This is a genomic window from Hymenobacter metallilatus (genome assembly GCF_003944705.1).
Taxonomy (GTDB): Bacteria; Bacteroidota; Bacteroidia; order Cytophagales; family Hymenobacteraceae; genus Hymenobacter; species Hymenobacter metallilatus.
This window is the reverse complement of record NZ_RWIS01000008.1, coordinates 182,781-206,275: the sequence shown is the minus strand read 5'-3', so window position 1 is coordinate 206,275 and position 23,495 is coordinate 182,781. Positions and strand designations below refer to the sequence as shown.

Genomic DNA, 23,495 nt, shown 5'->3' with positions numbered 1-23,495 from the left:
GGCACTGTACTGACAACCAGCAACCAGCAACGAGCAACTAACAACGAGCTTCCAGAATTTCCAGCTGCCAGCGTAGCTCTTCGGCCCGGACGGGGTAGGGCTGGCCGTGGCGCAGCGTCTGGTACACGGCCTCAAACAGGCCCAGGTAACTGCCGGCAGGGGCAGGCCAGCGGGTAACCAGGGTCTGGCCAAGCTCCGGAACCAGCGTGAGCGTGCCGGCCTCGGTTGCCGGCTCCCGGCCAAATTCGGGGGCAGTAGGTGGCAGGCCCTGGTCGAGCTGGGTTTCCTGCACATCGGCGCGGCTTTTCTGAAAGGAGCCCCGCGTGCCGTGCAGCACATACGCCGGTACCGGCGCGGCCGTAAGCAAACTGCTCGTCACGAATACGTTGAGGCCGCTACCGTACTGCAAGTGAACGTGAAAGTAGTCGTCTACGCGGGAGCCGGGGCGGTGGCTGGCCCGCGTGACGCGGCTGTGCTCCGGCCGCCCGAACAGGCTCAGGGCTTGGTCCAGCACGTGAGGGCCTAGGTCGAAGCTCAGGCCGCTGCCGGGCACGGCGGGGTCCTCCTTAAAGGTTTTGGTATTGAGGGCGGCCTTATACCGGTCGAAACGGAACTGCACCTCCGTAAGCTGCCCGAGCTGTCCGCTTTCCACTACCTGTCGTACCAGCTGGAAATCGGAGTCCCAGCGCCGGTTCTGGTAGGCCAGCACCTGCCGGTTCTGGGCGGCAGCCAGGGCCAGCAGCTCGTCCAGCTCAGCTACCGTGGTGGCTACGGGCTTTTCGATAAGCACATGCTTGCCGGCCTGCAACGCCTGCCGGGCCAGGGCAACGTGCGTATCATTGGGCGTATTGATAACCACCAGCTCCAGCTGCGGGTCGGCCAGCAGCCCGGCCACGCTGTCGTAACTGCTGATTGCGGGGTACTGCCCGGCGGCTTGTTTGCGGCTGCGTTCCACCACCGCGTTCAGCCGGAATCCGGAGTGAGCATGCAGAAAAGGCGCGTGAAAAAGGCGGCCCGACATGCCATATGCCAGCAGGCCGGTTTGGATAGGAGATGACATGAGCGGTTTTCGTTTATCGTTGTGCGTTTTCCGTTACCTGTGTGCGGGTATTCGTTGATGGGTTCTCGCTAACCGGATGGCAGCATTGCCTGGCCCGGCCGGTAACCGGCCGCCAAACAACAAAAAACGAACAACCAAAAACGAATAACGAATATGCTCGACCGTTTTTCTGCTCAGGCCGACCTCTACGCCCGCTACCGCATCGACTACCCCGCCGAGCTGTACCAGTGGCTGCTGCCCCAGGTGCCCGGCCGCTCCACCGCCTGGGACTGTGCTACCGGCAACGGGCAGGTAGCGGCCGTGCTGGCCGGACATTTTGCCCAGGTAACCGCCACCGACATCAGCTCGGCTCAGCTGGCGCAGGCTCCGCAGCGGCCCAACATCACGTACCAGCTTAGCCCCGCCGAACACACCCCGTTTGCCGCCGCCAGCTTCGACCTGATTACGGTAGCTCAGGCCCTGCACTGGTTTGCCATAGATGCTTTCAACACCGAAGCGCGGCGGGTGCTGCGGCCCGGCGGTATACTGGCCGAATGGGGCTACGGCCTGCTCCGCATCAGCCCCGAAATAGACGAGGTAGTGCGGCGCTTCCACGATGAAACCATGCGCCCGTACTGGGATGATAACCGCTGGCACGTGACGGAGGAGTACGCCCGTCTGCCGTTTCTGGTTGGTGCAGGCGGGCAAACGGCGCGTTTCGAGGTGCGGCGGCAATGGTCAGCGGAGTGGCTGCTGAACTACCTGCGCACCTGGTCCAGCGTGGTAAAATTCCAGCAGCAACACCACCACGACCCGGTAGGGGTACTTGCGGCTGAAGTAACCCGCCTCTGGGGGGCCGGAGCGCGGGAGGTAGTGTTTCCGGTGTTTGCCCGGGCAGGCCAGCTACTGTAGGCTACGGCGGCGACCTGGCCGGAGCCGCTCATTCGGCGGAAGGCATTTACTTCGCGGTGTGTTTGAACCCGATATTAATCCGCCCCCCGCGGCCCCCGGCCTGCCCCTGGCGGGCCTGCGGGTGCTGGAGCTGGCTTCCGTGCTGGCAGGCCCCCAGGTAGGACAGTTTCTGGCTGAGCTGGGGGCCGAGGTGCTCAAAATTGAGGCCCCGGCCGGCGACGTAACCCGTACCTGGCGCACCCCCGCTGAAGACCCCGCTACCACCATAACGGCCTATTTCAGCAGTGCCAACTGGGGTAAGCGCAGCCAGATACTGGACCTGACTACCTGCGCCGGCCAGGCTACGCTCCACCAGCTGGCCGCTACTACCGATGTGGTGCTGGCTTCCTACAAGCCCGGCGACGCCCAAAAGCTCCGGGCCGATTATGCTACCCTGGCGGCTCTCAACCCACGGCTTATTTATGGTCACATTACGGGCTACGGGCCTGCGGAAACCCGCGCCGGCTACGATGCCGTGCTCCAGGCCGAGGCCGGCTTTATGCACCTCAACGCCGCCGGCCCCGGCCAGGCTCCCCAAAAAATGCCGGTAGCTCTTATCGACCTGCTCACGGCTCATCAGCTGAAAGAGGGCTTGCTGACGGCTCTGTTCCGGCGGGAGCGGACGGGCCAGGGCGCGCTGGTGGAGGTAAGTCTGCTGGATAGCGCGCTGGCTTCGTTGGCCAACCAGGCCGCTACCTTTCTTGTTACGGGGCAGGAGCCGCAGCCGCTGGGCTCGGGGCACCCCAGTATTGTGCCCTACGGTACCGTGTACACCGCCCAGGACGGCGTACGGCTGCTACTGGCCGTGGGCGCCGACCGGCAGTTTCGGCAGCTGTGCCAGGTGCTGGAGCGGCCTCAATGGGCGCAGGATGCACGCTTTCAGCGCAACCCCGACCGGGTAAAGCACCGCGCTGCGCTGGAGGCGCTGCTGCAACAGCGCATTGCCGAGGTGAGCGGCGCGGCGCTGCTGGCGGAGCTGGAGCGCTTGGCGGTGCCGGCCGGGGCGGTTCGTACCGTAGCAGAGGCCCTTATGCACCCATTGGCGCAGGCCATGCTGCTGCCCGCTGCACCCATTGGTTTTCCGCACCCGGGCCTTCGCACGGTGGCTTTCCGGAGTTCAGCCTGGCCAGTGGCCGCCAGTGTGCTGCCTCCACCGGCCTTACCACCAGGGTAAGGCCCACAGGTTAGCCGGCGGGGCCGGGCCGTAATCCGGAAAGTGTGGATGTTGGTCGAATGTCGGGCAACCGAAACTTATAGCCGGTTAGTTTGCGTAGGTACCAGATTCCGGGCTGTGCTGAAGTGCGGCCTTTTTCCGAATCTGGGCGCTGTTGCTTACCCAACATTGCTCTTTACTCCTATGGACGAAATGCCGCACACCACGCCTGCCAACCCACCCCAAACCGACGATGGTACGCCCGGTGCCCCACACACCCCGGCGGCCACGCCCACCACGGCCAGCCCCCCCAATACCGACCACCAGCACCCTAATGCGCCCGGCGACCCGGCCCCGTCGCCGGAAGACCGCCTGGACCTGATTTCTGATGGACTGAAGCAGAAATCCTCGGCTAAGCAGGCCATCTACCGCAATACGCTGGCCACGTTCGACATGCTACGGAAAGTGTCGCAGGAGTTGGTGGTGGAGCTCAGCCGCCGCATTACGCCCGTCGATTCTACAGTTATTATCGAGTACCGGCCGATAAATGATATGGAGTTCCACATCCGCTTCAGCGGCGACCTGCTGGTGTTTGTGCTGCACTCCAACATCGTCACCTTCCCCGACGACTATGGCCCCATGGCCACCCGCTACGTGGAGGCTGACTTCCGCCGGCGCTTTTTCGGGCATATTATGGCCTACAACTTCATGGCCGACAGCATTAAGTACCAGCGCATGAACGACCCGGGCTACTTGGTTGGCCGCCTGCTCATCAACATCGACCAGCATTACTTTCTGGAAGGCGTGCAGCAGCTGGAATTGCCCGATAACGACATGTCGGATAACCCCGTGACGGAGGACAGTCTCAAGCTATTCGTGGAAAGCGCCATGATTGCCGCCGTCAATAACGACCTGATTGCCCCTCCCTTGAGCGACATTCAGAAAATTTCGGTGAAGCAAAAGCTGGAGAATCAGCAGGTGAGCCGGGGCAGTAAAGTCGGATTCAGCTTCTACCATGAGCAGCGCCACCAGTCCATCGACGGCCTGCCGTATTGAAAGGTGAAATTGTGAAATGGTGAGTTTGACGTTCTGTCATTGCGAGGACGAAGCAATCCTTCCTTTTCAAGGCGCAAATCCCCGAAGAAGCAGAAAGCCCCTGACGTCTACTGGCGTCAGGGGCTTTTGAATAGGTCGGGGTCGGATGCTTAAAAAAGGACGGATTGCTTCGTCGTGCCTCCTCGCAATGACAGTTTTCTACCGCTTCTGGTAGCCCACCTTTTCCCGCACATTGTTGAGCACTTGCGAGCCGTAGGCCTGGGCCTTGCGGGCGCCTTCGGCCAGCTTGCGGTCCAGCTCAGGCAGGTTGTTCATGTAGTAGGTGAACTGCTCCCGCTCGGTGGCAAAGCGGCTACGGATAACCTCAAACAGGGCCTGCTTGGCGTGGCCGTAGCCGTAGCCGCCGCGCAGGTAGTTCTGACGCATTTCGGCGGTTTGCTCGGGCGTGGCCAGCAGGGAGAACAGCTTGAAGGTGGTGTCGGTATCGGGGTTTTTGGGGGCCTCCAGCGGGGTGCTATCCGACACGATGAGCTTGATGTTCTTGAGCAGGGCCTTATCGTCGAGGAAGATGTCGATAATGTTGCCGTAGCTCTTGCTCATCTTCTGCCCGTCGAGGCCGGGGATGGTCTGGATCTGCTCATCCACGCGCGACTGGGGCAGCACGAAGGTTTCGCCGTAGCGGTTGTTGAAGGCCGAGGCAATATCCCGGGCAATTTCCAGGTGCTGCACCTGGTCTTTGCCTACGGGCACAATTTCCGCGTCGTAGAGCAGAATGTCGGCCGCCATTAGCACCGGATACGTGAACAGGCCCGCATTCACGTCGGAAAGCCGGTCACTCTTGTCCTTGAACGAGTGGGCGTTGGCCAGCATCGGGAAAGGCGTGAAGCAGCTCAGGTACCAGGCCAGCTCCGTTACCTGCGGCACGTCGGACTGGCGGTAAAACAGGTTTTTGTCGGTGTCGAAGCCGCAGGCCAGCCAGGCAGCAGCTACGGCGTAGGTGTTCTGGCGCAGCAGCTCGGCGTCGCGCACAGTGGTGAGGGAATGCAGATCGGCAATGAACAGCAGGCTTTCGTTGGCGCTGCTTTTGGAGAGTTCAATGGCGGGCAGAATAGCACCGAGCAGGTTGCCTAGGTGCGGGCGGCCGGTGCTCTGAATGCCGGTGAGGATGCGGGACATGTATGGTAAAGTTTCTGGTTTCTAGTTGCTGGTTGCTGGTTTTTCAACTGCTGCTCATTAGCCTCCAGTGTACCAACTGGAAACCAGCAACCAGCAACTCAATTTACACCGCCGTATCGGCGGCGGCTTCCTGCTGCAGTTCGTGGGTGGCTTCGTCGCCCAGGTACCGGTCGATGAGGAAATGGGCGAGGTAGAGCACGGGCGTGAGCAGGATGGCCGCGGCAAATTTATACCAGTAATTGGCGTTGGCCACACTCAGCACCTGGCCCAGCGTCCAGTTGCCGAACACATAGAACGCCACAAACAGCACCACAAACGAATCGACGAGCTGAGAAACCAGCGTGGAACCCGTGGCCCGCAGCCACACGTAGCGCCCTCCGGTAGCCCGGCGTAGCAGCTGAAACACCGTGGCATCGAGGAGCTGCCCGATACCAAACGCCGTGATAGACCCCACAATAATGCCCAGGCCCTGACGAAAAATGCTGCGGTAGGCAAAGTCCACGTCGAAGGGCCGACCCTGGGCGTCGGCTTTGTTGGCCTCGAGCCAGAAAGTGGCCGGGGGCAGCAGCGTGGTGGCGTAAATCACAAGGAAGGCAAACAGAATCAGGCCCACCGTGAGGTAGCTCACCCGCAGCACGCCTTCCTTGCCAAAGTACTCGTTGATAACGTCGGTGGTGACGAATACCACGGGCCAGATGAGCACGCCCGCCGTGAGGTTGCCGGGCAGCCCCATCAGCGCATCCACCGAGAAAATCTTGACCCCGATAATTTCGGCCAGCAGCGCATTCACAATGAAAATGCCACTGAGCACCAAATACAGCTGCTGCTTTTTGTGGGATAAAGGTTGGGGCATAGAAGGGGAAGAAAGAAATCAACGGTTGATTTCGGGTACTAAAATGAACGTCATGCAGAGGCGCAGCCGAAGCATCTCGCGTGCTGACGTTGAGTCACTACTTCTGCATCAGCACGCGAGATGCTTCGCTGCGCTCTGCATGACGTGCTGCTTACTCAGCCAAGCTCACTGTGAGGCCTTCTACGGCCAGCTCCGTCCACTCAAACTGGGTTTTTGCCTCGGCCAGCAGCGGCTGCAGGTCGCGGTAGCGGCTGCTGAAGTGGCCAATGAGCAGGCGGTGTACCTGGGCGCGCCGGGCCAGGCGTCCGGCCTGGCGGGCGGTGGAGTGATGCGTGGCCGCGGCCCGGTCCCGCATGTCATCCAGAAAAGTAGCCTCATGGTACAGCAAATCCACGCCGAGTACCATATCAGCCAGAGCTTCGGTGTAAAGCGTGTCGGAGCAGAAAGCGTAGCTGCGGGTTCGTTTGGGTTCAGCTGTTACCTCGGTGTTGCGCAACAGCACCTGGCCGTAGTCGTCCAATATATCGTCGCCGTAGGTCAGGGCAGAGAGCTGGGCGGGCGTGAGGCCATCGGGCAGACGTTCGGCCAGCAGGCGGCGGCGTTTGGGTTTTTCCCGGAACAGGTAGCCGCAGCACGGAATGCGGTGGCGCATGGGCAGCGTATGCACCGTCAGGTTCTTATCCTCAAAAATCTGAAGGTGCTGGGTGGTGTCAACGGGCGTGAACTCCAGCTCGAAGCTGAGGTGAGTGTAAGAGTGCCGGAACTGCGTAGTTAACACCTCATCGAGACCGGGCGGGCCAAACAGGCGCAGTGGCTCGGTGCGGCCATTCAGGTGCATGGTACCCAGCAGGCCGAACAACCCAAAAAAATGGTCGCCGTGCAGGTGACTGATAAAGATAGTATGGATGCGCTGATGCCGGATTTTTTGTTCCATCAGCCGACGCTGGGTGCCCTCGCCGCAATCAATGAGATACTGCGTGCCGCCCACCGTAAGTACCTGCGCCGTATGGTGGCGGTCCATGAACGGGGTGGCGGAGGCACTGCCCAGAATTTTCAGCTCAAACTCCATAGGTAGAAAAGCCTATAAGCTATAAGCTGCAAGCTGCAAGCCTTTGTTCTGAGGAACCAACCCGGCAGAACAAAAAGCTTGCAGCTTGCAGCTTATAGCTTGTAGCTTATAGCTTGTAGCTAAGATTACTCCTTGCTGGTCAGGTCACGCTCGATGGCGTGGAGAAAAATCCGGTCGATGCCTTCTTCCACGGTGGGCAGAATGTGCAGTACCGATTCCAGCTTGGAAATGGTTACCAGCTTCATTACGTGGTCCTGTAAACCCGTTAGCACCAGCAGGCCGCCGGTGGAGTTGCACAGGCGGTTGGCAATCAGGATGGAGCTCAGTCCCGACGAATCGGTGTATTTCACGTTGCTCAGGTCCAGAATCAGGTTGTTGATGCCTTCGGCATTCAGCTTCACAAATTCCGATTTCAGATCAGGCGCCACAGTGGTGTCGAGCTTCTTCTCGTCAATCGTAATAATCGTGTAGGTCTCTTTTTTATCGATGGAGTACTTCATACCGCAGGTTATTCGGTGTTTACGGGAGTTGCGAAGGTAACAAAAAAACTTGTGGGAGGTGAGGAGTTGATGAACGGCCGAAAAACGGCGCAAACTGCAAATTACAGCTTTTTTTTACCAGCTAACCCAAAACTGAGGGTACTCCACGTACTCTGCCAGTCGGCGGCGAGGCCCCCGGGGGCGACCTCCATGCGCACGGCACTGGCAAGGTACTCACCCGGCTCCGATAAACGAAACAGCACCCGACCATTTTGGTTACTGCGGAGCTTGCTGAGGAGGGCACCGGGCCGGCTGCCCCGGTGCCAAAGCACTACTTGCTGGCCGGCCAGGGGGCGACCCGCCCGCAGTACGCGCACGGTAAAGGCTGCGCCCGGAGCCAGGGTATAGGGGTTCTGTTCCGGCACCAGTTCCAGCGGCAGGTTCAGCACCCGGGCCCAGGTGCGGGCCGTGTCGGTGGGTAGTGCGGCACCTACCTGCACCAGGGTTTTGGCACAGCGGCGGTATGCCTCGCGCGCAGGCTTGTCGGGGCTGCCACGCTGCTGGCGCAGCGCCTGCACATAGCCCAGATCCTGCTGCTGCAAATAGGCCGTGAAGTCCGGCGCCGATAGGGTAACGAAGGCGTTATCGGTGGTAAGGGCTACCAGATGGGTGCCGGGCTGCTGCAGGGTTAGCGTGCTTTGGAGCGTATCGGCGGAAGCGGCGGTAACCAGTATATCGGTAGGAGGCTGGCCCGGGGCGTATTGCCAGAAACCCGTAATGCGGCTTCGCTTCCCAGTCCAGGTTTCGCCCCGGAAACCGGTGCCGGTCAGGCGCCGGATATGGACGCGCGTACCGGGTGCCACCCAAAACCGCACTGGCTCCAGCCAAAGCTCGTTAGCCGGGGCGGCCAGGGCCAGCAGTAAGCCCAGCGCGGTTAGTACGCCGCCAGTGAAACGGTGGGAACCAAGGAAATAGGGCATAAGCTGAAACATGAATCTGTTTAGAAAATCGAAAGTCCGTCATGCTGAGCTTGTCGAAGCATCTCTACCGCTTCGTTGAACGACCCTAACGAAGCGGTAGAGATGCTTCGACAAGCTCAGCATGACGGTCTGAGGCGTTCTGCCAGACTTTCTAAACAGCTTCCATAGCAGAAAGCTGCCCAAATACGTGAAAAATGAAAAAAGGCACTACCGGGCAGGCATGGCGGCCGGCTTCCGGTAGAGCTGCCGCGGGCATGAATTGGTGGATCTGGCTGGTAGCCTGTCCGGCTGAATAAAATTTTGATCAGGCGTAACAATACCGGAAAACAGGCAGTTAAGATCTTGTTTTGTTTAAAGTTTCACCCAAAAAACTTACACAAATGCTTAGCTTCTTCCTTCCTTTCCGCCCCTTGCTCCGGGTACTCTCGGTAGCAGCCGTAGCCAGCACACTGCTCACCGGCTGCAACGACGATGATGACGACGATACCACCCCGGCCACATCCAGTAACATTGTGCAGACGGCTCAGGGTAATCCCAGCTTCTCCACGCTGGTTGCAGCCGTAACGAAGGCCGATCTGGCTACCACGCTGTCGGGAACGGGCCCCTTCACGGTGTTTGCGCCTACCAATGATGCTTTTGCCAAGCTAAGCGCGCCCTATAATACGGCCGCCAACATTACGGCCATTACTGATGCCAATCAGATTGCCACGCTGAGAGGAATTCTGCTTTATCACGTGGTGGCGGCCAATATCAAGGCAGCTGATATACCAAACGGGGCCAGCAACCGCACCACCGCCCGCCCGGCCAGCACAGTAAGCGGGACTACGCTCAACGATAATACCATCTACTTGAGCAAGAACAGCAGTGGCGTATTCATCAACGGCAACAGCAAGGTGGTTACGGCCGACGTGGCGGCCAGCAACGGTACCATTCACGCCATCGACAACGTGCTGATGCCGCCCTCCCAAACCATTGCCCAACTGGTGGTAGCCAGCGCCAACCGCAGCTCCAACCCCGAGTTTACGCTGTTACTACAAGCCCTGCAGCGCCCCGCAGCCAGTGCCATTCTGGCGGCGGCTAACAACCAAACGGCCAACGTAACGGTGTTTGCCCCCACCGACGCCGCATTCCGGACGCTGCTGAACGGCCAACCCCTCAGCTCGGTATCCGACAACGACCTGGTAGCTATTTTGTCGCGGCACGTCATCAGTACGGGCCGGGTGTTTTCCACTGATCTGGCTGCCGGCACGGTGAATACACTGAGCGGCAGCATTACGGTAGCCGCCGCCGGCAGCGGCTTCACGGTGCGCGGCGGCACGGGCACGGCCGCCAATATTACCACGGCCAATATTTTGGCTACCAACGGCGTAGTGCACGTAATTGACCAGGTGCTCCGGCCCTGATGGTAGTTGTTAGTTATCAGTTGCTCGTTGTCAGTTGTTAGTTAGGCAATTGGGCCGAAACCAAAAGGTCCGCCTCTTGAGGCGGACCTTTTGGTTTTCAGTTCTTGGCCATCCGTTCTTTTAGAGCCGAATTTCAACGAGCAACTAACAACCAGCAACCAATAACGAGTAACTAACAGCTCAGCTCCGCTCCAACGCCAGTTCATAAGCCCGGTCGTAGTGGACGCGCAGGTTTTTCCAGTCGAACAGCTCGGCAGAGCTTTCCACGTTGTTGCGTTGCATGATTCGTTCCCGACGGTTGAGCTGCACAAAGTTCCAGAGCATATCGGTCAGCTCCTCGGCGGCTTCGTCGAAGCTTTTTTCCTGGCGCTGCACCACAAATATGCCCTTGTCCTCGTGGTTGGGCACGGTTTGCATCACGTAGTCGCCGAAGCCGGAGAGGTCGGAGGTAATGGCCGGAACGCCCCGGGCCACGCACTCCAGCGGGGTGTAGCCCCAGGGCTCGTAGTAGCTCGGGAAAATGCCCAAGTGGCAGCCGCGCACAAACTGCCCATACTCCATACCGAACAGGGGCGAGGTGGGGGCCACAAAATCGGGGTGGTACACGATTTTCACCCGGTCGTGTTGGTTGTTCACGAGGTTGGAGCGGCGCAGGAAATTCAGGATGTCGTCCTGGGCGTCGTCCACGAGGTTGTGGGTGATGACGGGGGGCAGGTTGGAGGTTTTCCAGGTCTGGAGCAGGCGGCGGTAGCGCAGCTTCCAGTAGTCGTCCACCATGCTGCCCAGGTCGGGCAGGCGGTGGTCGGTGCTGGCGGCGGCGGCGTAGAACAGCCGCTCGCCCACCTGCTGCTCAATAGCCTCGCAGGTAGCCTGTACTTCTTCCAGCACGGCCCGGCTCTGCAGCACCTGCGGGTTGATGCTGTGAAAAGGCCGCTTGGTGATGAAGAACATGACCACGTTGCCTTCCAGCCCGCTTTGCTGGAGGCGGTAGTTAAGGCGAGCCAGGGCTTCCAGCGTCAGGTCGAAGCCCTTGTTGTGGTACTCGTAGCGGCCCGAGGTGAACAGGTAGAGCGTCTTGTCCAGGTCGAAGGAATACGACTGGAAAAAGTGCGCCATTACAAACTCATGAATCTTGCTCTTGTACTGCTGGTGCAGGTTCTGGAACTCGTGCAGGGCCACAAACCGCTCAATGTTGAGGCCGTTAGGCAGTACCGCATCCGGAATCCGGTCCAGCAGGTAAATACACTCCCGCACCGTCAGCTCACTCACGGTGGTAAACACGTGGGAGCCATGGGCGGCGGCCCGCTCCATCGTCACGGCCGGCTCGATGTTGAAGTGCCGGGCCTCGGCCTGCCAGTCCACCTGCATGAGGTGGTCGTAGAAGTTGGGGTCGTTCATGGCCAGGTAGCGGCCCAACAGGGTGGCGTGGGTGGTGAACACCACGTGCACCGGCACCTGCTCGCGGCGCAGGGCCGGAATGGCTACGCCCGTCATCCACTCGTGAAAGTGGGTGATAACGCGCTGGGGCGGTACCACTTCGGCGGCCAGAATCTGCAGGAACACTTTTGCCAGCTCTCCAAACGCCACTACCTGGTGTAGCAGGTCGTCGTTATCGGGCAGGGGAATGTGGTGGTGGTGCCAGAGGTCGGATTTGATCTGACCCAGGCTAGGGTAGACCTGAAAAGGGTTGATAAGCACCACCCGGGGCCGGCCCGTTACCAGCCAGATGCCCATGCACACGTCGTAGCCACGCTTGCGCATCTCCAGCACGGCCCCGGCAAACGGATCGGAGAGCTTGGCCAGCTGATAATCGTCGTAAGGCTCAAACTCGCCCTGGGCCTGGTGGGCAAAATACGGGCCCAGCAAACAGTACCGCTCGTCCCATACCTGCACGGTAGCGGGTACTTTGCTGCGGATTACGGTATAAATTCCGCCAACCTGATTGCAGACCTCCCAGGCAACTTCTACCAGCAGGGCATCGGGGGCAACGGGCTCGGGGGTGGGTACGGGAACTTGCATGAACGGACAACTACGGATGGGAGTACCGGCAAGATATACGGCCTACCGGAGTTTCCGACAGATACAGCAGACTGTTTTTCTGCGCAACGGAATTGGGTGCAACATCCCATCGGTTGGCCGTATCTTGGGGGTGGGCGCCCCGGAGGCGAGCAGGTGCACCAGATCTTACATATTACTTAACTGGTATGCGGATTTTTGCTGTTCTGGCTTTTGCGCCCGTTGTGCCACTAAGTTATATGTGGGATTGTAGCGGACCGGCGCCGGCGTATGAAGAGTACGAAATCCTGAAGACGGAGCCGACTGTGGATGCCAATCTGCGGGTTGGGCTGCCGCGCTGGATTTTGCAGAAAGTCCCGCTCGGCTCGGTAGCAGGCCTCAACGGGAAGCGGTACGCGCAGCTCAAAACGTTCGGTTTGCCGGATACGGTGCTGTACCGGCCAGGGCGCCATGTGCTCATCGAGGGGCATATAGTGGATTATGCCCAGCAAACACCTTTCCGGACTCGCTTCGAATGGCTGAGTATGGCCCCCCGGCCGGTTGGCTACGTGCCCTACCCTGAGCTAATGGTTTTTCGGTATCAGCTCCCCTGATGTGGCACCGCTGCGCACGCCAAGGGCCCGAACAAAAGTCCGGGCCCGGGCGGATGGGCGTAAACGCGCAGGGTGTTACTGCGGATCCTGGGAAATAATCAGCACGGAATACGGGGCCAGCCCGAAGGTACCGTGGTAAGGCTGGTCGTCGTACACGCCCTCTTCGGCCTGGGTATCCACACTCTCAAAATTGCCGAATTCCTGGTCGTAGCCTTCCCAGTCGGAGTTGAAGCGCACACGCCAGCGGCCACTACGGGGCAAGCCAATAGTATAGCTTGGCTGGGCGCGGTCGGCGAAGTTGCAGAGCACAATGGTGGTGTCGCCGGGGCCACCCTGGTCGCGGCGGATATAGGCCAGAATTTTGTCCTCGTTGTTGAGGTGGTGGACCTCTACGTACTGGCCCAACAGGCCGCGGGTGTTCCCATCCAGATTGCGCCGCAGCCGAATCAGGTCGTGGTACAGGCGCACCAAACCAGCATGTTCCTCGGCGCGGCTCCAGTCCAGGGGCTGGTCGTCGGAGAAGGAGCCATCGGCCAGCATGGTCTGGCCCTGAAAAATCATGGGAATGCCGGGCACGGTGAATACCAGCGCCGCACCCAGGGTAGAGCGTTTTTTGGGGTACCAGGATACAGCCTCGCCCGGCATAATTTCCTCAGGTACGCGGGCTTTGCCGTTGGCTACCTCATCGTGGCTCTCGGTGTACACCACCCGCTGAAACGCGTCGCCGTTGTAGCGGGCTTCCACAGCTTCGGCTACGGCAAACATATTGCGGTCAGCATCGTGGGGCGTTACCAGGGCGTCGCGCACGGGGTACACGAAACGTGCATCCCACTGCGTGGAGAAACCCTGGCCTTCTTCCTCCGGGCTTTTGGTGATATACTCATTGCCCATCAAATCCTCGGCAATGGTAATTTTCCAGGGCATCCGCTCCCGTATTTCTTCGTTAATCCACTTCATCAGACTCCAGCCGTCGGGCAGGTCGCGGGAGGGGTCGTTGGTCCCATCTACGTTGCGGATGTGAGCAATGGCGTCGCAGCGCAGGCCATCCACGCGGTAATCTTCCAGCCACATCAGGGCATTGTCGCGGATGTAGCGGCGTACGGCCTCACGGCCATAGTCGGGGCGGTTGTGGCCCCAGGGCGTTTCGGCCCGCCAGTCGTTGTAGAAGTAGATACCACCGCCGTCGTTTTCCTGCCAGCCATCAAACTGCCACAGGTCCAGGTCGCCGGGTCCGAAGTGGTTATACACCACATCCAGAATTACGGCTATGCCCCGGCGGTGGGCCTGTTTAATGAATTCTTTGAAGGCCGTGGGGCCGCCGTAGTCAATTTCGATGGCGAAGGGGTGAGCCGGGTTGTAACCCCAGCTGAGCGCCCCGGGAAACTCCGTGGCTGGCATAATTTCCACGGCGTTGATGCCCAGTTCCACTAAGTGGCCAAGCTTCTCAATGGCATCGTAAAACGTACCGGGCCGCTCGGGGTCGGGGGCATGGAAAGTGCCAACGTGCAGCTCGTACACCACCAGCTCGTTCCAGGCTGGCATCTGAAAGGCATCCTCCCCCCAGTCGAAATCCGGGTTGTGCACCACGGAGTTACCGGCCGAGTGGGTTACCTCGCGGGTGTAGGGGTCGTTTTTGAGCAACTCGCCGGTAGGAGTGGTCAGCTGAAATTTATATTCGGTGCCAGGGCCCAGGTCGGCAAAATCGGCGGCCCAATAGCCATCGGCTTCGTGGGTGAGGGGGTGGGTAGTGGCGTCCCAGTCGTTGAAAGGGCCCACTACAGAAACTGCCGTAGCGGCCGGGGCCCACACCCGAAACGTAGTGCCTTGCTCATGCGGAATGGCACCCATGCCGCTTTGTAAAGTATCAATAGCTGGGGAGGAAGTAGGTAGTTCAGGCATTGGTTTGTGTAGGAAAATCAGCACGAAAGGTCAACAGTCAATGCCCTCTTTACTACAACTAAAGCATTAAGGTTGTGCTATGTATAGTGGTTTGGCAATATGCCAGATGTTGGTATACGGCGCAAAAAGCTGTTTTTATATGCTCCATAGATTACCTGCTGAAGGTAAAGGCACATGCTTCGGTTATGCAAATGCACCATGTGCCTATTGAAAAAGCTGCATTTTTACCGTGCTGGCAGTACCAGTATACCTGCCCCAGCCGGAACCGTCACCCACATCCAGCTGTTTATTCATCACCCACCGATAATATCCTCAGTCGAGTGCCCCGACCAAAACCTGTAGTATACGGCCTGTATTCCTGGACGCCCGAGTATGGGCTTCGGTATGTTCACCCTGCCAACCGGCGCACCTTTGAGTGGCTGGAGCCGCTGGGTAAAGTGTTTGAAAAGATTGACGAAACCGACGACTGGATTCTGTTGCGCTACGACGAGCAGCAGTTTAAGGTAAGCCGGGAGCTGTTCAAGGAGCTGTACGTGCGGCCTCCCTTCAGCTTCGGCGACCTGGTGGTGGAAACCGACCCCGCCGACGACCGGCCCGCCCACGAGGGCCTGATTTCGGACGTGTTCTATGACGAAGCCGCCGACACTTTTCGGTTTCAGCTGGTAGAGAAGAAGCGGAAAATCAAGCGCGTGTTCGAGGCTGGAGAACTGGAATTGCAGAATAATTAAAGTTAGAAGCCAGTTCCCCTCCTTGGAAAGGAGGGGAACTGGCTTCTAACTTTAATTCACTTTACTCCTTTACTCTCTACACGCCTATGGCAATGCCAACCACTACGGCCACGGCTCCCAGGGCCAGCAGTAGCAGATACAGGGGCAGCACAAACTTCCACCACTCATCGAAGCGCACCCCGCAGGCGGCTACAATGGCCATCAGGGCACCATTGGTGGGCGTAATCAGCTCGCAGAGGCCGGCTCCGTACTGGTAGGCCAGCACCGTCACCTGTCGCGAGAGGCCAATAAGGTCGGAGAGAGGAACCAGCAGGGGCATGGTGAGAACGGCCTGTCCGCTTACCGAGGGCACCGGCAGATGCAAAGCCGTATGCACGCCCAACATGCCCAGAGCGGCAGTCCAGGCCGGTAGCCCCGCCAGCGGAGCCGACAGGCCATTAACGATGGTATCGACCACCTGGCCCTGCTCCAGCACCACAAAAATGGCGCGGGCAAACCCGATGAGCAGCGCCGAAAAGGCAATGTCGCGGAAGCCGGCAATGAAGCCCTCGGCTGTGCCCGTAAGGCCCAAGCCGCCCACCAGGCCGGCTACCACGCCCAGGGTGAAAAACAGGGCGGCCATCTGCTCAAACTCCCAGCCCAGCTTTAGCACTCCGTAGGCAAAGAAGGCAAAACCCCCGAACAGCAACAGCAGTACCAAGCCGTGGTTGCGGCCAGAGGGGCCCGTGGCGGCCGGGTCGGCGGCTTCGGCCGTTTCGGGCGCTAGGCGGTGGCGCAGGGCGTAGCGTACAGTGCCCCCAATCCAGATGACGAGAGCCAGCGCCAGAAACACCAGCCGGAACCCGCCGCCCGACAACAGCGGCAGTTGCGCCAGCTTCTGGGCAATGCCCACCTGAAACGGGTTGAGGGGCGAAAACGCCGCGCCCACCGCCGCCGAGCCAATGCTGACGGCCGCCGCCGTGAGGGTGGGGTAGCCGATGCGCCGCATCAGAATGAGCAGTACCGGCACCAAGGGCACAATTTCCTCCTGCATGTTTTCCAGCGCCCCCATTGTGGCAAACAGCACCGAAATAATAGGAATGACTACCGCCTCCCGCCCCCGAAACTTGTGCAGCAGCCAGTCCACGCCCTGGCGCAACGCCCCGGTGAGGTCCACCACCGTAAACGCCCCGCCGGCCAAAAACACCAGGAAAATCACCGAAGCAGCATCGACCAGCCCTTTGGGAATATCCACCAGGGCCTGCAAGGGGCTGACGGGCGTGGCCGCTACCCGGTGGTAGGAGCCGGCCACTACTACCTCGCGGCCGGTGGCGGCATCGGGGTGGCGCTCAAACACGCCGGCCGGCAGCACGTAGCTCAACAAACAGGCCAGCAGAATAAACCCTACCAGCAAAACCAGCGGGTGCGGAAAGCGAATCGTATTCATCCCGCGAAGGTAGGGCGTGCGGGGAGTTATGAGGGAATGGAGTGATAGGGCAACGAAGCTAATAAGAACGTCATTCCGAGCGCAGCCGAGGAATGACGTTCTTATTGCCCTTCATCTTCGTTAATACTCTATTCCCTTAACCCTCCCTTTTTCCCGGAACCCAACGGCCGTATCTTCGGGTTCTGGGGCGGAGAATATGAAGTACACGGAGTTCAAACAGCTGCACATGTACCGGCAGGCCGAACACCTGCTCCGGTACGGGCACCTGCTGGCCGAGCGGCGGCAGGACAGCTTCCGGCTGCGGCTGTTTGCCCTGGGTGACTTCTACGCCGAGGAGTGGCGGGAGTATGATGCCGAGCGGATCCTGTTCATCCACCTGTTTCAGCACCCCGCCGGCCTGCACGACTACCTGGAGCACATCCGGCTGCCCGAGGAATTATAGGGGCCTGTCGGGTGGCTGCTATATTGAGGCCATGAAGCCTTCCCGCCTCCTGCCGCTGCTGCTGGCCCTGCTGAAATTTGTTAGTAGTATGCTGCTGGCCAGCCCGGCCTACGAGCTGCACCGCGACGAATACCTCTACCTGAACTACGGCCAGCACCTGGCCTGGGGTTACCTGGAGGTGCCCCCGCTCACGGCCCTGCAAAGCTGGCTGACGCTGGCGCTGGGAGGGGGCTGGTTCTGGGTGAAATTCTGGCCGGTGCTATGGGGCAGCCTCACGGTGTATGTGGTGGCCCGGGCCGCGCAGCGGCTGGGCGGCGGCAGCTGGGCCGTAGCGCTGGCCGGCCTGTGTTATCTGGTAGGAGCCTACGCCCGCCTCAATTTCCTCTTTCAGCCCAACTCCTTCGAGGTGCTGGCCTTTACGGCGGTGTGTTACCTGCTCATCCGCTACCAGCAGGATGCCCGGCCGCGCTGGTGGCTGGGCATTGGTGCCCTGCTGGGGCTGGCGCTGCTGAATAAGTATTCGGCCCTGTTTTTCATAGCGGCCCTGGGCCTGGCCGTGCTGCTCACGCCACTGCGGCGGGCCCTGGCTACCCGGGACTTCTGGCTGGGAGCCACGCTGGCGCTGCTGCTGTGGCTGCCCAACCTGCTGTGGCAGCTGCAACACGGCATTCCGTTCCGGCACCACATGGAGCTGCTGCACGATACCCAGCTGGTAAACGTGTCGGCGGCCGATTTTTGGCAGGACCAGCTACTGATGAACCTGCCGGGCCTGTGGGTGTGGGCGGCCGGGCTGGTGGCCCTGCTGGTTGGCTCCCTGCGCCCGTACCGGGCCGTGGGGCTGGTGTTTTGCGGCGGGCTGCTACTGCTTACGCTGCTGCACGGCAAAAACTATTATACGCTGGGCTACTACCCCATTTTGCTGGCGGCGGGGGCCGTGTGGTGGGAGCAGCGCTGGGCGGAGCGGCCCAAAGCGGCCCGAATACTACGGCCGGCCCTGTTGCTGCTGCCGCTGCTGCTGGCCCTACCCGTGCTGCCGCTGCTGTTTACGCTGGAGCCCCCGGCCCGTATGCAGGCGCTGGGGCCCCGCTACCAAAGCACCGGCGCGTTTCGGTGGGAGGATGGCCGCAACCACACCTTGCCCCAGGATTTTGCCGACATGCTGGGCTGGCGGGAGCTGGCCGATAAAACCTGGGCCGCCTATCAGACACTACCAGCGGCCACCCGGGCCCATACCCTTGTGCTGGCGGCCAACTACGGACAGGCCGGGGCCATCAACTACTACAACCGTCACCGCTCAATGCCCGTGGCCCACAGCTTCAACGGCAGTTACCTATTCTGGCAAAACCAGATGCCTGCCCAGCCCTGGCTGTACGTGCTGCTTATTGACGACGAGCCCGACAACCTGACAGCGCATTTTCGCTCGTTCTGCCGGGTGGGGGAGGTGCGCAACCCCTACGCCCGCGAGCGGGGCACGGCCATTCTGCTCGGCACCGGGCCCGACAGCGCCCTGGTGCAACGTATTGGCCAGGAGCGGCGGCAGGGGCTGGCGGAATGGGGCGAGTTCTAAAAAATGGGGCGAGCAGGCTACCGTGGCGGTTTCATGCACAGTGCAGCGTGAGCGGCAGCCCGGCGCTTCCGGCTGCCCGTTGGCCGGCGGAGCGGTATACCCGGCTATGAACTTACCGCCTGGCGCTACAAGCCCGATTTACAGCTCTTAAAACCGCTGCAGCTTACCCGTCAGGCCCCGCTATGCTGACGATAAAACAGAAGCCCCGGCGGGACGACCAATTGGTAGTAAAAACTGCTCCAATACCATGTTCAAACACGTTCAAAGCCCCGGTGGGGCAACACTTGGTTTAAAAGTGTCGTCCCGTCGGGGCTTTGGGGGAGTTTTTTATTACCGATACCGTGGTGCCCCACCGAAGCGTAGCTGGCTAGCTCGTGCCTTGGGGTTGCTAGCGTTTTACCACTGTCGTTTCGGGCCGTTCTACGTCTACAATCTCCTGCTTATCCAGCATGATTTTAAGGTCGTAGCGAGTAAGCTCCAGGGGGTCGGCGGCGTAGTTTTCGGGCTTGTTCAGATCCTGAACTTTCGTCTCGTTGTCGATTTCGTAGTTGTTGGCCAGCAGCTTCACCGCGTTGCCGGCCACATCCTGCACTTTCCACAGCGAGTAGTGCCCATTATCGGTCCGGACGTGGTACAGGTCGCCCTTGTGGGGGGTGGTGATGAACGTCTGATTGGCCCGCCGGTTGTTGCTGCTGGCTACCAGGCCCCACAGGATCAGGGCCACTACTAGCAGCAGCCCCACAAAATGCCACAGCGGAGTTTTGGCGCGTTGCTTGAGTTCCTGAAACGTCTGACGCAGGCCAGTATCCATTTCCTTGGGCTTGAGCACCTGCCGGCAATGGCCACACTCAGAGGCTCCCACTTTCCCAATAGAAAACAGCGGAATCCAGTACACGTGCACGTAGCGGCCGAAAACACTCATGCGCATTCCGGAGGGAGCAGAGCAGGCCAGGCACTCCCCGGCAACGGATTCGGTAAGCAGGTGAGAGGAACGGTAGCCGTAGATAATCATGCGGATCAGGCCGGAACAGAAGGTGCTGGGCTCGGCCTGCCAGCGCCGGTGTGCTCCAGAAGCCGGGCAACCTGCCGCATTAGGGCCGAGGCTTAATATTCGGAATTTTTGTCCGAAATCGGTAAGCAAATGCCCTGTATTTGTACAATTTTCAGTGGGCCAGACTTCCAGAGCCATTACTCCGGCTGCGGCACCCCAAAGCGCCGGCCGAAGAAGTCGTTGGGGTTCCAAGTGGGGCGCTCGGGGCTCTGAGCTACCAGATACCCAATCAGAAAGTTCAGCTGCACGTACTGTCGGCCAGCCTCGAAGTCGAAGGTGCCCGTGAGGTCGTCCTGGGGTTTGTGGTAGGTGAGGGCCCGCCACTTCTGCACCTGCTCGGCCAGGTTGTTGCGGCCATCGGGGGTGCGGTTGCCGTATTTGATGTGCAGGGCCGGAATACCCTGGGCCACGAAGCTGTACTGGTCGGAGCGGATAAAGCGGTTCTGCTCGGGCTCGGGGTCTTCTTCCACCGTCAGGCCCAGGTGGCGGGCCGCCGCGGCCACGGGCCGGGCCAGTGTGGAGTGCTGGGCCCCCAGTGCCACCACCGACAGCAGCGGCGCAATGATGGTGGGCATATCCGTATTTACATCGGCAACCAGGCTGGTCTTGGGTACCGTGGGCCGGGCCGCAAAATAGGCCGAGCCCAGCAGGCCCAGCTCCTCGCCGGTTTGCAGTACCAGCAGAATGCTGCGTCGGGGCTTCTGCCTGAGGTGCGCGTATAGCCGGGCAATTTCCAGCACCGAGGCTACGCCTGAGGCATTGTCGTGGGCCCCGTTGTAGATGGAGTCGCCCTGCACGGGGGTGCCCACGCCCAGGTGGTCGAGGTGGGCTGAGTGCACCACGTACTCGTTGCGCAGCACCGGGTCGGAGCCCGGAATTTTACCCACCACGTTGTAGGAGTCAACATCTTGGTAAACCGACTCCCAGGTGGCGCTGAGCGTGCCACGCAGGGCTACCGGTGCCGGCGTACCCTGCCGCAGGCTGCTCAGTACCCGGGCGGTATCGGTGGCGGCATTGGCCAGCAGCACTTGCAGGCCGGCGGCAGAGAGGGTGCCCGTTAGCTCTACGCCCGAGCCGCTGATGAAGCCCCGGGCAGCGGCTACCCGCCCATCGGGGCCCAGCACGCTGGTGGTAGAAAGCGGGCGGACCGTAGCGGCGGTGGCCGCCGTTACGGGAGCCGGACGGGTGCTGGCAAACAGTACACCTACCGCCCCGCGCCGGGCGGCCGTTTGTACCAGTAGGGTCTGGTCCTGGCTGGCGGCGGCTACAGTGCTGGGGAAGCGGCGCGGAGCTCCGCGCACAATCACCACTACTTTGCCCTTTACATCCAGGTTCTGGTAGTCGTCGTAGCCTTGATCAGGGGCCGAAATGCCGTAGCCGGCAAAGGCCAGGCCGGCCGGGGCCAGGCGGGCCCGGGGCAACTCAGGGTGAGGCAGCAAATGCACTTCGGCCGGGGCCAGCACCAGCGCCCCACCCCCAGGCTCATAAGTAACCGTGGCGCCCGGCCGCACCGTGGCACGGCGCAGGCGTACGCGCTGCGTAAATGAGCCCTCTTCGCCGGCAGGCTGCACCCCAAAGCGGCGCAGCTGCCCGGTTACGTACTCAACGGCAAGCTGGTAGCCGGGGGTGCCGGGCTTGCGGCCGCGCAGCTTATCGTCGGCCAGATACTGAATGTGCGCCTTTAGGTCGTCGGGGCGAACCTGACGAAGAGCCCTATCTGTTTTTTTGCTGATTGCCTGCGCCGAAACCGCCAGGGCGGCCAGCTGTAGTACGGTAGCCAGCAGCAGTGAGATGGAACGTTTCATTGCCCCAAAGTACGACGAAGAGCTCAGCCAGATACCGAACCTACTAGGCTAGCTGCTCCAGATCCTGCAGCAGCGTCTCGATGCGGGAAGCGTGTTTGTCCAACTGCTCCAGGCCAGCCCTCGATTCTTCCAGCTGGCCCTGCTGGTACTGTTGTACCAACGATTTGCCGGTAAGCAGCATCCGCTGCAGCTCCTGCTCCAGGCGCTGGTAGGGCAAGGAAGCCCCGTACTTGGGCTGCACGGTGGTGCGGAGCCACACGCCCAAGGGGTTGTCGGCCAGCGAGAACAAGGTAGGGTCCGGTTCCCGCACGCCGTACAGCACTGAGCGCAGCCGCGACTTAAACAGCACCTGCTTAATGCGGGCCTGCTGAAAATCCAAACTACTTAGCTCCATACCGTATACCGTTCAGCCCGAAAGCTAGCTATAAAATAATGCCAGGGCATATCAGGCAGAAGCATCGGGGTTTTCGAGGATTTGCCGGGCCTGAACCAGGGCGGTAACATCGTAGGCAAATACTGTTATGCCGGCTTTCTCGCCGTTTTCGCGCAGCTGCTGATAAGTGAAGTTAAAATACCGGGTTTCCAGCTCGCCGCCCGGCTCTTTGGCAATGGCAACCGGTATTTCGTTGCCCACAAATACCTCACCAGTGGTATATACATTGTCCAGTAGCGCAACAAAGCCCTGGTCAACCACTTCGGGCAATGCTTCCCGCACAGTTAATCCCAGCAATTGTCGGCCGGCAAACATGTTTTGGTACTGCGTATTCACGAACTCAAAGCGGTGTTCGGCCCCCCGCAAAACGCAAATCAGGGCCGGTGTGTACATGAACAGGTTATAGAACGTTTCGCGCTGTTGCTCTACCTGCTGAAACGCCTGATAGGCCTGATCCGACAGCAACGCCTGCTGCTCATTTTGCTCCAGCAGCTCCTCTACCATCTGTTTCTGATCATGAATATCCATGCCGCAGCCCACCCACATCAGAAGTGAGCCATCGGGAGCGAGGCGGGGCTGGGCGCGTACCAGTACCCAGCGGTAGTGCCCGTCGGCCCGGCGCAGGCGGTACTCTACCTGATAGGTCTGGCCGCTGGCCACGCAGTCTTCCCAGGTGGTGCGCACCCGGCTCTGGTCGTCGGGATGCAGGCTGCCCAACCACTGAAAGCCCGTCTGTTGTTCCAGGGTTTGACCCGTAAACTGCAGCCAGCGGGAGTTGAAGAAGTCCCGGCTGCCATCAGGGAGGGCCGTCCAGATCATCACCGGCAAGGATTCCAGGATAAAGCGCATGCGCTCATGCTGCTCATCCAGGGCCTGCTGCATCTGCCGGCTGCGCTGCTCGGCGAGGTAGCGCTCCGTCACGTTCTGGGTGCGCTGCAAAATGAATTCCAGGTCTCCGTTGGCACTCAATACGGGGTAGTGGGTAGCTTCCCAGTACAATTCCTCCAGCTCCACTCCCTGCGCCGTATGTTTTTCCAGGTCGTAGCGGATAAGGGGCATGGTATGCGGCTCCCGGTGCCGGCGCACATGCTCGTGCGACTCCCGGATAATACGGGCCGATTCCTCGTCGGTGGCCGGGTACGCCTCAAAGAATGGCTTGCCCACGGCCTCTTCCCGGCTTTTCAACGATACGGCTACGTGGCTGTCCGTATTATCCACAATGGTGGCTTCCGCATTAGGGGCAATCAGCAGAAAATTGTCGGGCAGGGCGTGGAAAAGCCGTTGATAATCGACCGGAAAGGTAGGGGTAGGCATAGGGCGTAGAAAACAGAAAAAGCAGGAGGCTATTAGTGAGCCAACTCAAAAATACTCGACAA

General features: G+C 60.3%; 21 protein-coding genes. 8 read left to right on the top strand and 13 right to left on the bottom strand.

What is annotated here, in order from left to right; all coding sequences use genetic code 11:
• Positions 1-37: 37 nt before the first annotated feature.
• Positions 38-1,060, bottom strand: coding sequence for a Gfo/Idh/MocA family oxidoreductase (locus EI290_RS13465; protein ID WP_125431162.1), 1,023 nt, complete (start codon positions 1,058-1,060; stop codon positions 38-40).
• Between the two features lie 153 nt (positions 1,061-1,213).
• On the opposite strand from EI290_RS13465, the gene EI290_RS13460 reads away from it, so the two are divergent.
• The 3 genes from EI290_RS13460 to EI290_RS13450 all read left to right on the top strand — a co-directional run bounded on the left by EI290_RS13460 (position 1,214) and on the right by EI290_RS13450 (position 4,199).
• Positions 1,214-1,951, top strand: a complete 738-nt coding sequence (locus EI290_RS13460; RefSeq protein ID WP_125431159.1) for a class I SAM-dependent methyltransferase — start codon at positions 1,214-1,216, stop codon at positions 1,949-1,951.
• Positions 1,952-2,009: 58 nt separating this feature from the next.
• Positions 2,010-3,164, top strand: a complete 1,155-nt coding sequence (locus EI290_RS13455) for a CaiB/BaiF CoA transferase family protein (protein ID WP_246008953.1) — start codon at positions 2,010-2,012, stop codon at positions 3,162-3,164.
• Positions 3,165-3,347: 183 nt separating this feature from the next.
• Positions 3,348-4,199 (top strand): hypothetical protein, encoded by an 852-nt coding sequence (locus EI290_RS13450; protein ID WP_246008952.1) that lies wholly within the window; start codon positions 3,348-3,350, stop codon positions 4,197-4,199.
• A gap of 198 nt (positions 4,200-4,397) precedes the next feature.
• Here EI290_RS13450 and trpS read toward each other — a convergent pair whose 3' ends face one another.
• From trpS to EI290_RS13425, 5 genes are all read right to left on the bottom strand, one after another.
• Entirely contained in the window at positions 4,398-5,375 is a 978-nt protein-coding gene (gene trpS / locus EI290_RS13445; protein WP_125431155.1) for a tryptophan--tRNA ligase, read from the bottom strand.
• A gap of 103 nt (positions 5,376-5,478) precedes the next feature.
• Entirely contained in the window at positions 5,479-6,228 is a 750-nt protein-coding gene (locus EI290_RS13440; RefSeq protein WP_125431152.1) for a queuosine precursor transporter, read from the bottom strand.
• 151 nt (positions 6,229-6,379) lie between these two features.
• Entirely contained in the window at positions 6,380-7,297 is a 918-nt protein-coding gene (locus tag EI290_RS13435; RefSeq protein ID WP_125431150.1) for a ribonuclease Z, read from the bottom strand.
• A gap of 125 nt (positions 7,298-7,422) precedes the next feature.
• The gene (locus tag EI290_RS13430) at positions 7,423-7,797 is read right to left on the bottom strand and encodes an STAS domain-containing protein (RefSeq protein ID WP_125431147.1); all 375 of its coding nucleotides are present in this window, start codon (positions 7,795-7,797) and stop codon (positions 7,423-7,425) included.
• Between the two features lie 101 nt (positions 7,798-7,898).
• Positions 7,899-8,756, bottom strand: coding sequence for a DUF4198 domain-containing protein (locus EI290_RS13425; protein WP_185816986.1), 858 nt, complete (start codon positions 8,754-8,756; stop codon positions 7,899-7,901).
• Positions 8,757-9,136: 380 nt separating this feature from the next.
• On the opposite strand from EI290_RS13425, the gene EI290_RS13420 reads away from it, so the two are divergent.
• Positions 9,137-10,159, top strand: coding sequence for a fasciclin domain-containing protein (locus tag EI290_RS13420; RefSeq protein ID WP_125431142.1), 1,023 nt, complete (start codon positions 9,137-9,139; stop codon positions 10,157-10,159).
• 180 nt (positions 10,160-10,339) lie between these two features.
• Here EI290_RS13420 and EI290_RS13415 read toward each other — a convergent pair whose 3' ends face one another.
• Complete coding sequence (locus EI290_RS13415; protein ID WP_125431138.1) at positions 10,340-12,178, bottom strand: glycosyltransferase; 1,839 nt, start codon at positions 12,176-12,178, stop codon at positions 10,340-10,342.
• A gap of 185 nt (positions 12,179-12,363) precedes the next feature.
• Here EI290_RS13415 and EI290_RS13410 point away from each other — a divergent pair, with 185 nt between their 5' ends.
• A complete protein-coding gene (locus tag EI290_RS13410; protein ID WP_148103638.1) occupies positions 12,364-12,768 on the top strand; it encodes a hypothetical protein in 405 nt (134 codons plus the stop codon).
• Positions 12,769-12,843: 75 nt separating this feature from the next.
• On the opposite strand, the gene EI290_RS13405 is transcribed toward EI290_RS13410, so the two are convergent.
• Positions 12,844-14,667: an alpha-amylase family glycosyl hydrolase gene (locus tag EI290_RS13405; protein WP_246008951.1), complete on the bottom strand. Its 1,824-nt coding sequence runs from the start codon at positions 14,665-14,667 to the stop codon at positions 12,844-12,846.
• Positions 14,668-14,987: 320 nt separating this feature from the next.
• On the opposite strand from EI290_RS13405, the gene EI290_RS13400 reads away from it, so the two are divergent.
• Positions 14,988-15,395 carry a DUF6960 family protein gene (locus EI290_RS13400; RefSeq protein ID WP_125431132.1) on the top strand — a complete coding sequence of 136 codons (408 nt, stop codon included), beginning with the start codon at positions 14,988-14,990 and terminating at the stop codon, positions 15,393-15,395.
• A 76-nt stretch (positions 15,396-15,471) separates the two neighbouring features.
• Here EI290_RS13400 and EI290_RS13395 read toward each other — a convergent pair whose 3' ends face one another.
• Positions 15,472-16,821 carry a YfcC family protein gene (locus EI290_RS13395; RefSeq protein ID WP_125431129.1) on the bottom strand — a complete coding sequence of 450 codons (1,350 nt, stop codon included), beginning with the start codon at positions 16,819-16,821 and terminating at the stop codon, positions 15,472-15,474.
• 196 nt (positions 16,822-17,017) lie between these two features.
• Here EI290_RS13395 and EI290_RS13390 point away from each other — a divergent pair, with 196 nt between their 5' ends.
• Together EI290_RS13390 and EI290_RS13385 are read left to right on the top strand one after the other, a co-directional pair.
• Positions 17,018-17,263: a hypothetical protein gene (locus EI290_RS13390; protein WP_125431126.1), complete on the top strand. Its 246-nt coding sequence runs from the start codon at positions 17,018-17,020 to the stop codon at positions 17,261-17,263.
• Between the two features lie 31 nt (positions 17,264-17,294).
• Complete coding sequence (locus tag EI290_RS13385; RefSeq protein ID WP_185816985.1) at positions 17,295-18,830, top strand: glycosyltransferase family 39 protein; 1,536 nt, start codon at positions 17,295-17,297, stop codon at positions 18,828-18,830.
• A 388-nt stretch (positions 18,831-19,218) separates the two neighbouring features.
• Here EI290_RS13385 and EI290_RS13380 read toward each other — a convergent pair whose 3' ends face one another.
• The 4 genes from EI290_RS13380 to EI290_RS13365 all read right to left on the bottom strand — a co-directional run bounded on the left by EI290_RS13380 (position 19,219) and on the right by EI290_RS13365 (position 23,433).
• Positions 19,219-19,842 (bottom strand): hypothetical protein, encoded by a 624-nt coding sequence (locus EI290_RS13380; protein WP_125431120.1) that lies wholly within the window; start codon positions 19,840-19,842, stop codon positions 19,219-19,221.
• Positions 19,843-20,018: 176 nt separating this feature from the next.
• Positions 20,019-21,686, bottom strand: a complete 1,668-nt coding sequence (locus EI290_RS13375) for a M28 family peptidase (RefSeq protein WP_125431117.1) — start codon at positions 21,684-21,686, stop codon at positions 20,019-20,021.
• A 43-nt stretch (positions 21,687-21,729) separates the two neighbouring features.
• The gene (locus tag EI290_RS13370) at positions 21,730-22,080 is read right to left on the bottom strand and encodes a hypothetical protein (protein ID WP_125431115.1); all 351 of its coding nucleotides are present in this window, start codon (positions 22,078-22,080) and stop codon (positions 21,730-21,732) included.
• 51 nt (positions 22,081-22,131) lie between these two features.
• Positions 22,132-23,433: a PAS domain-containing protein gene (locus tag EI290_RS13365; protein WP_125431112.1), complete on the bottom strand. Its 1,302-nt coding sequence runs from the start codon at positions 23,431-23,433 to the stop codon at positions 22,132-22,134.
• Between the last annotated feature and the right edge of the window lie 62 nt (positions 23,434-23,495).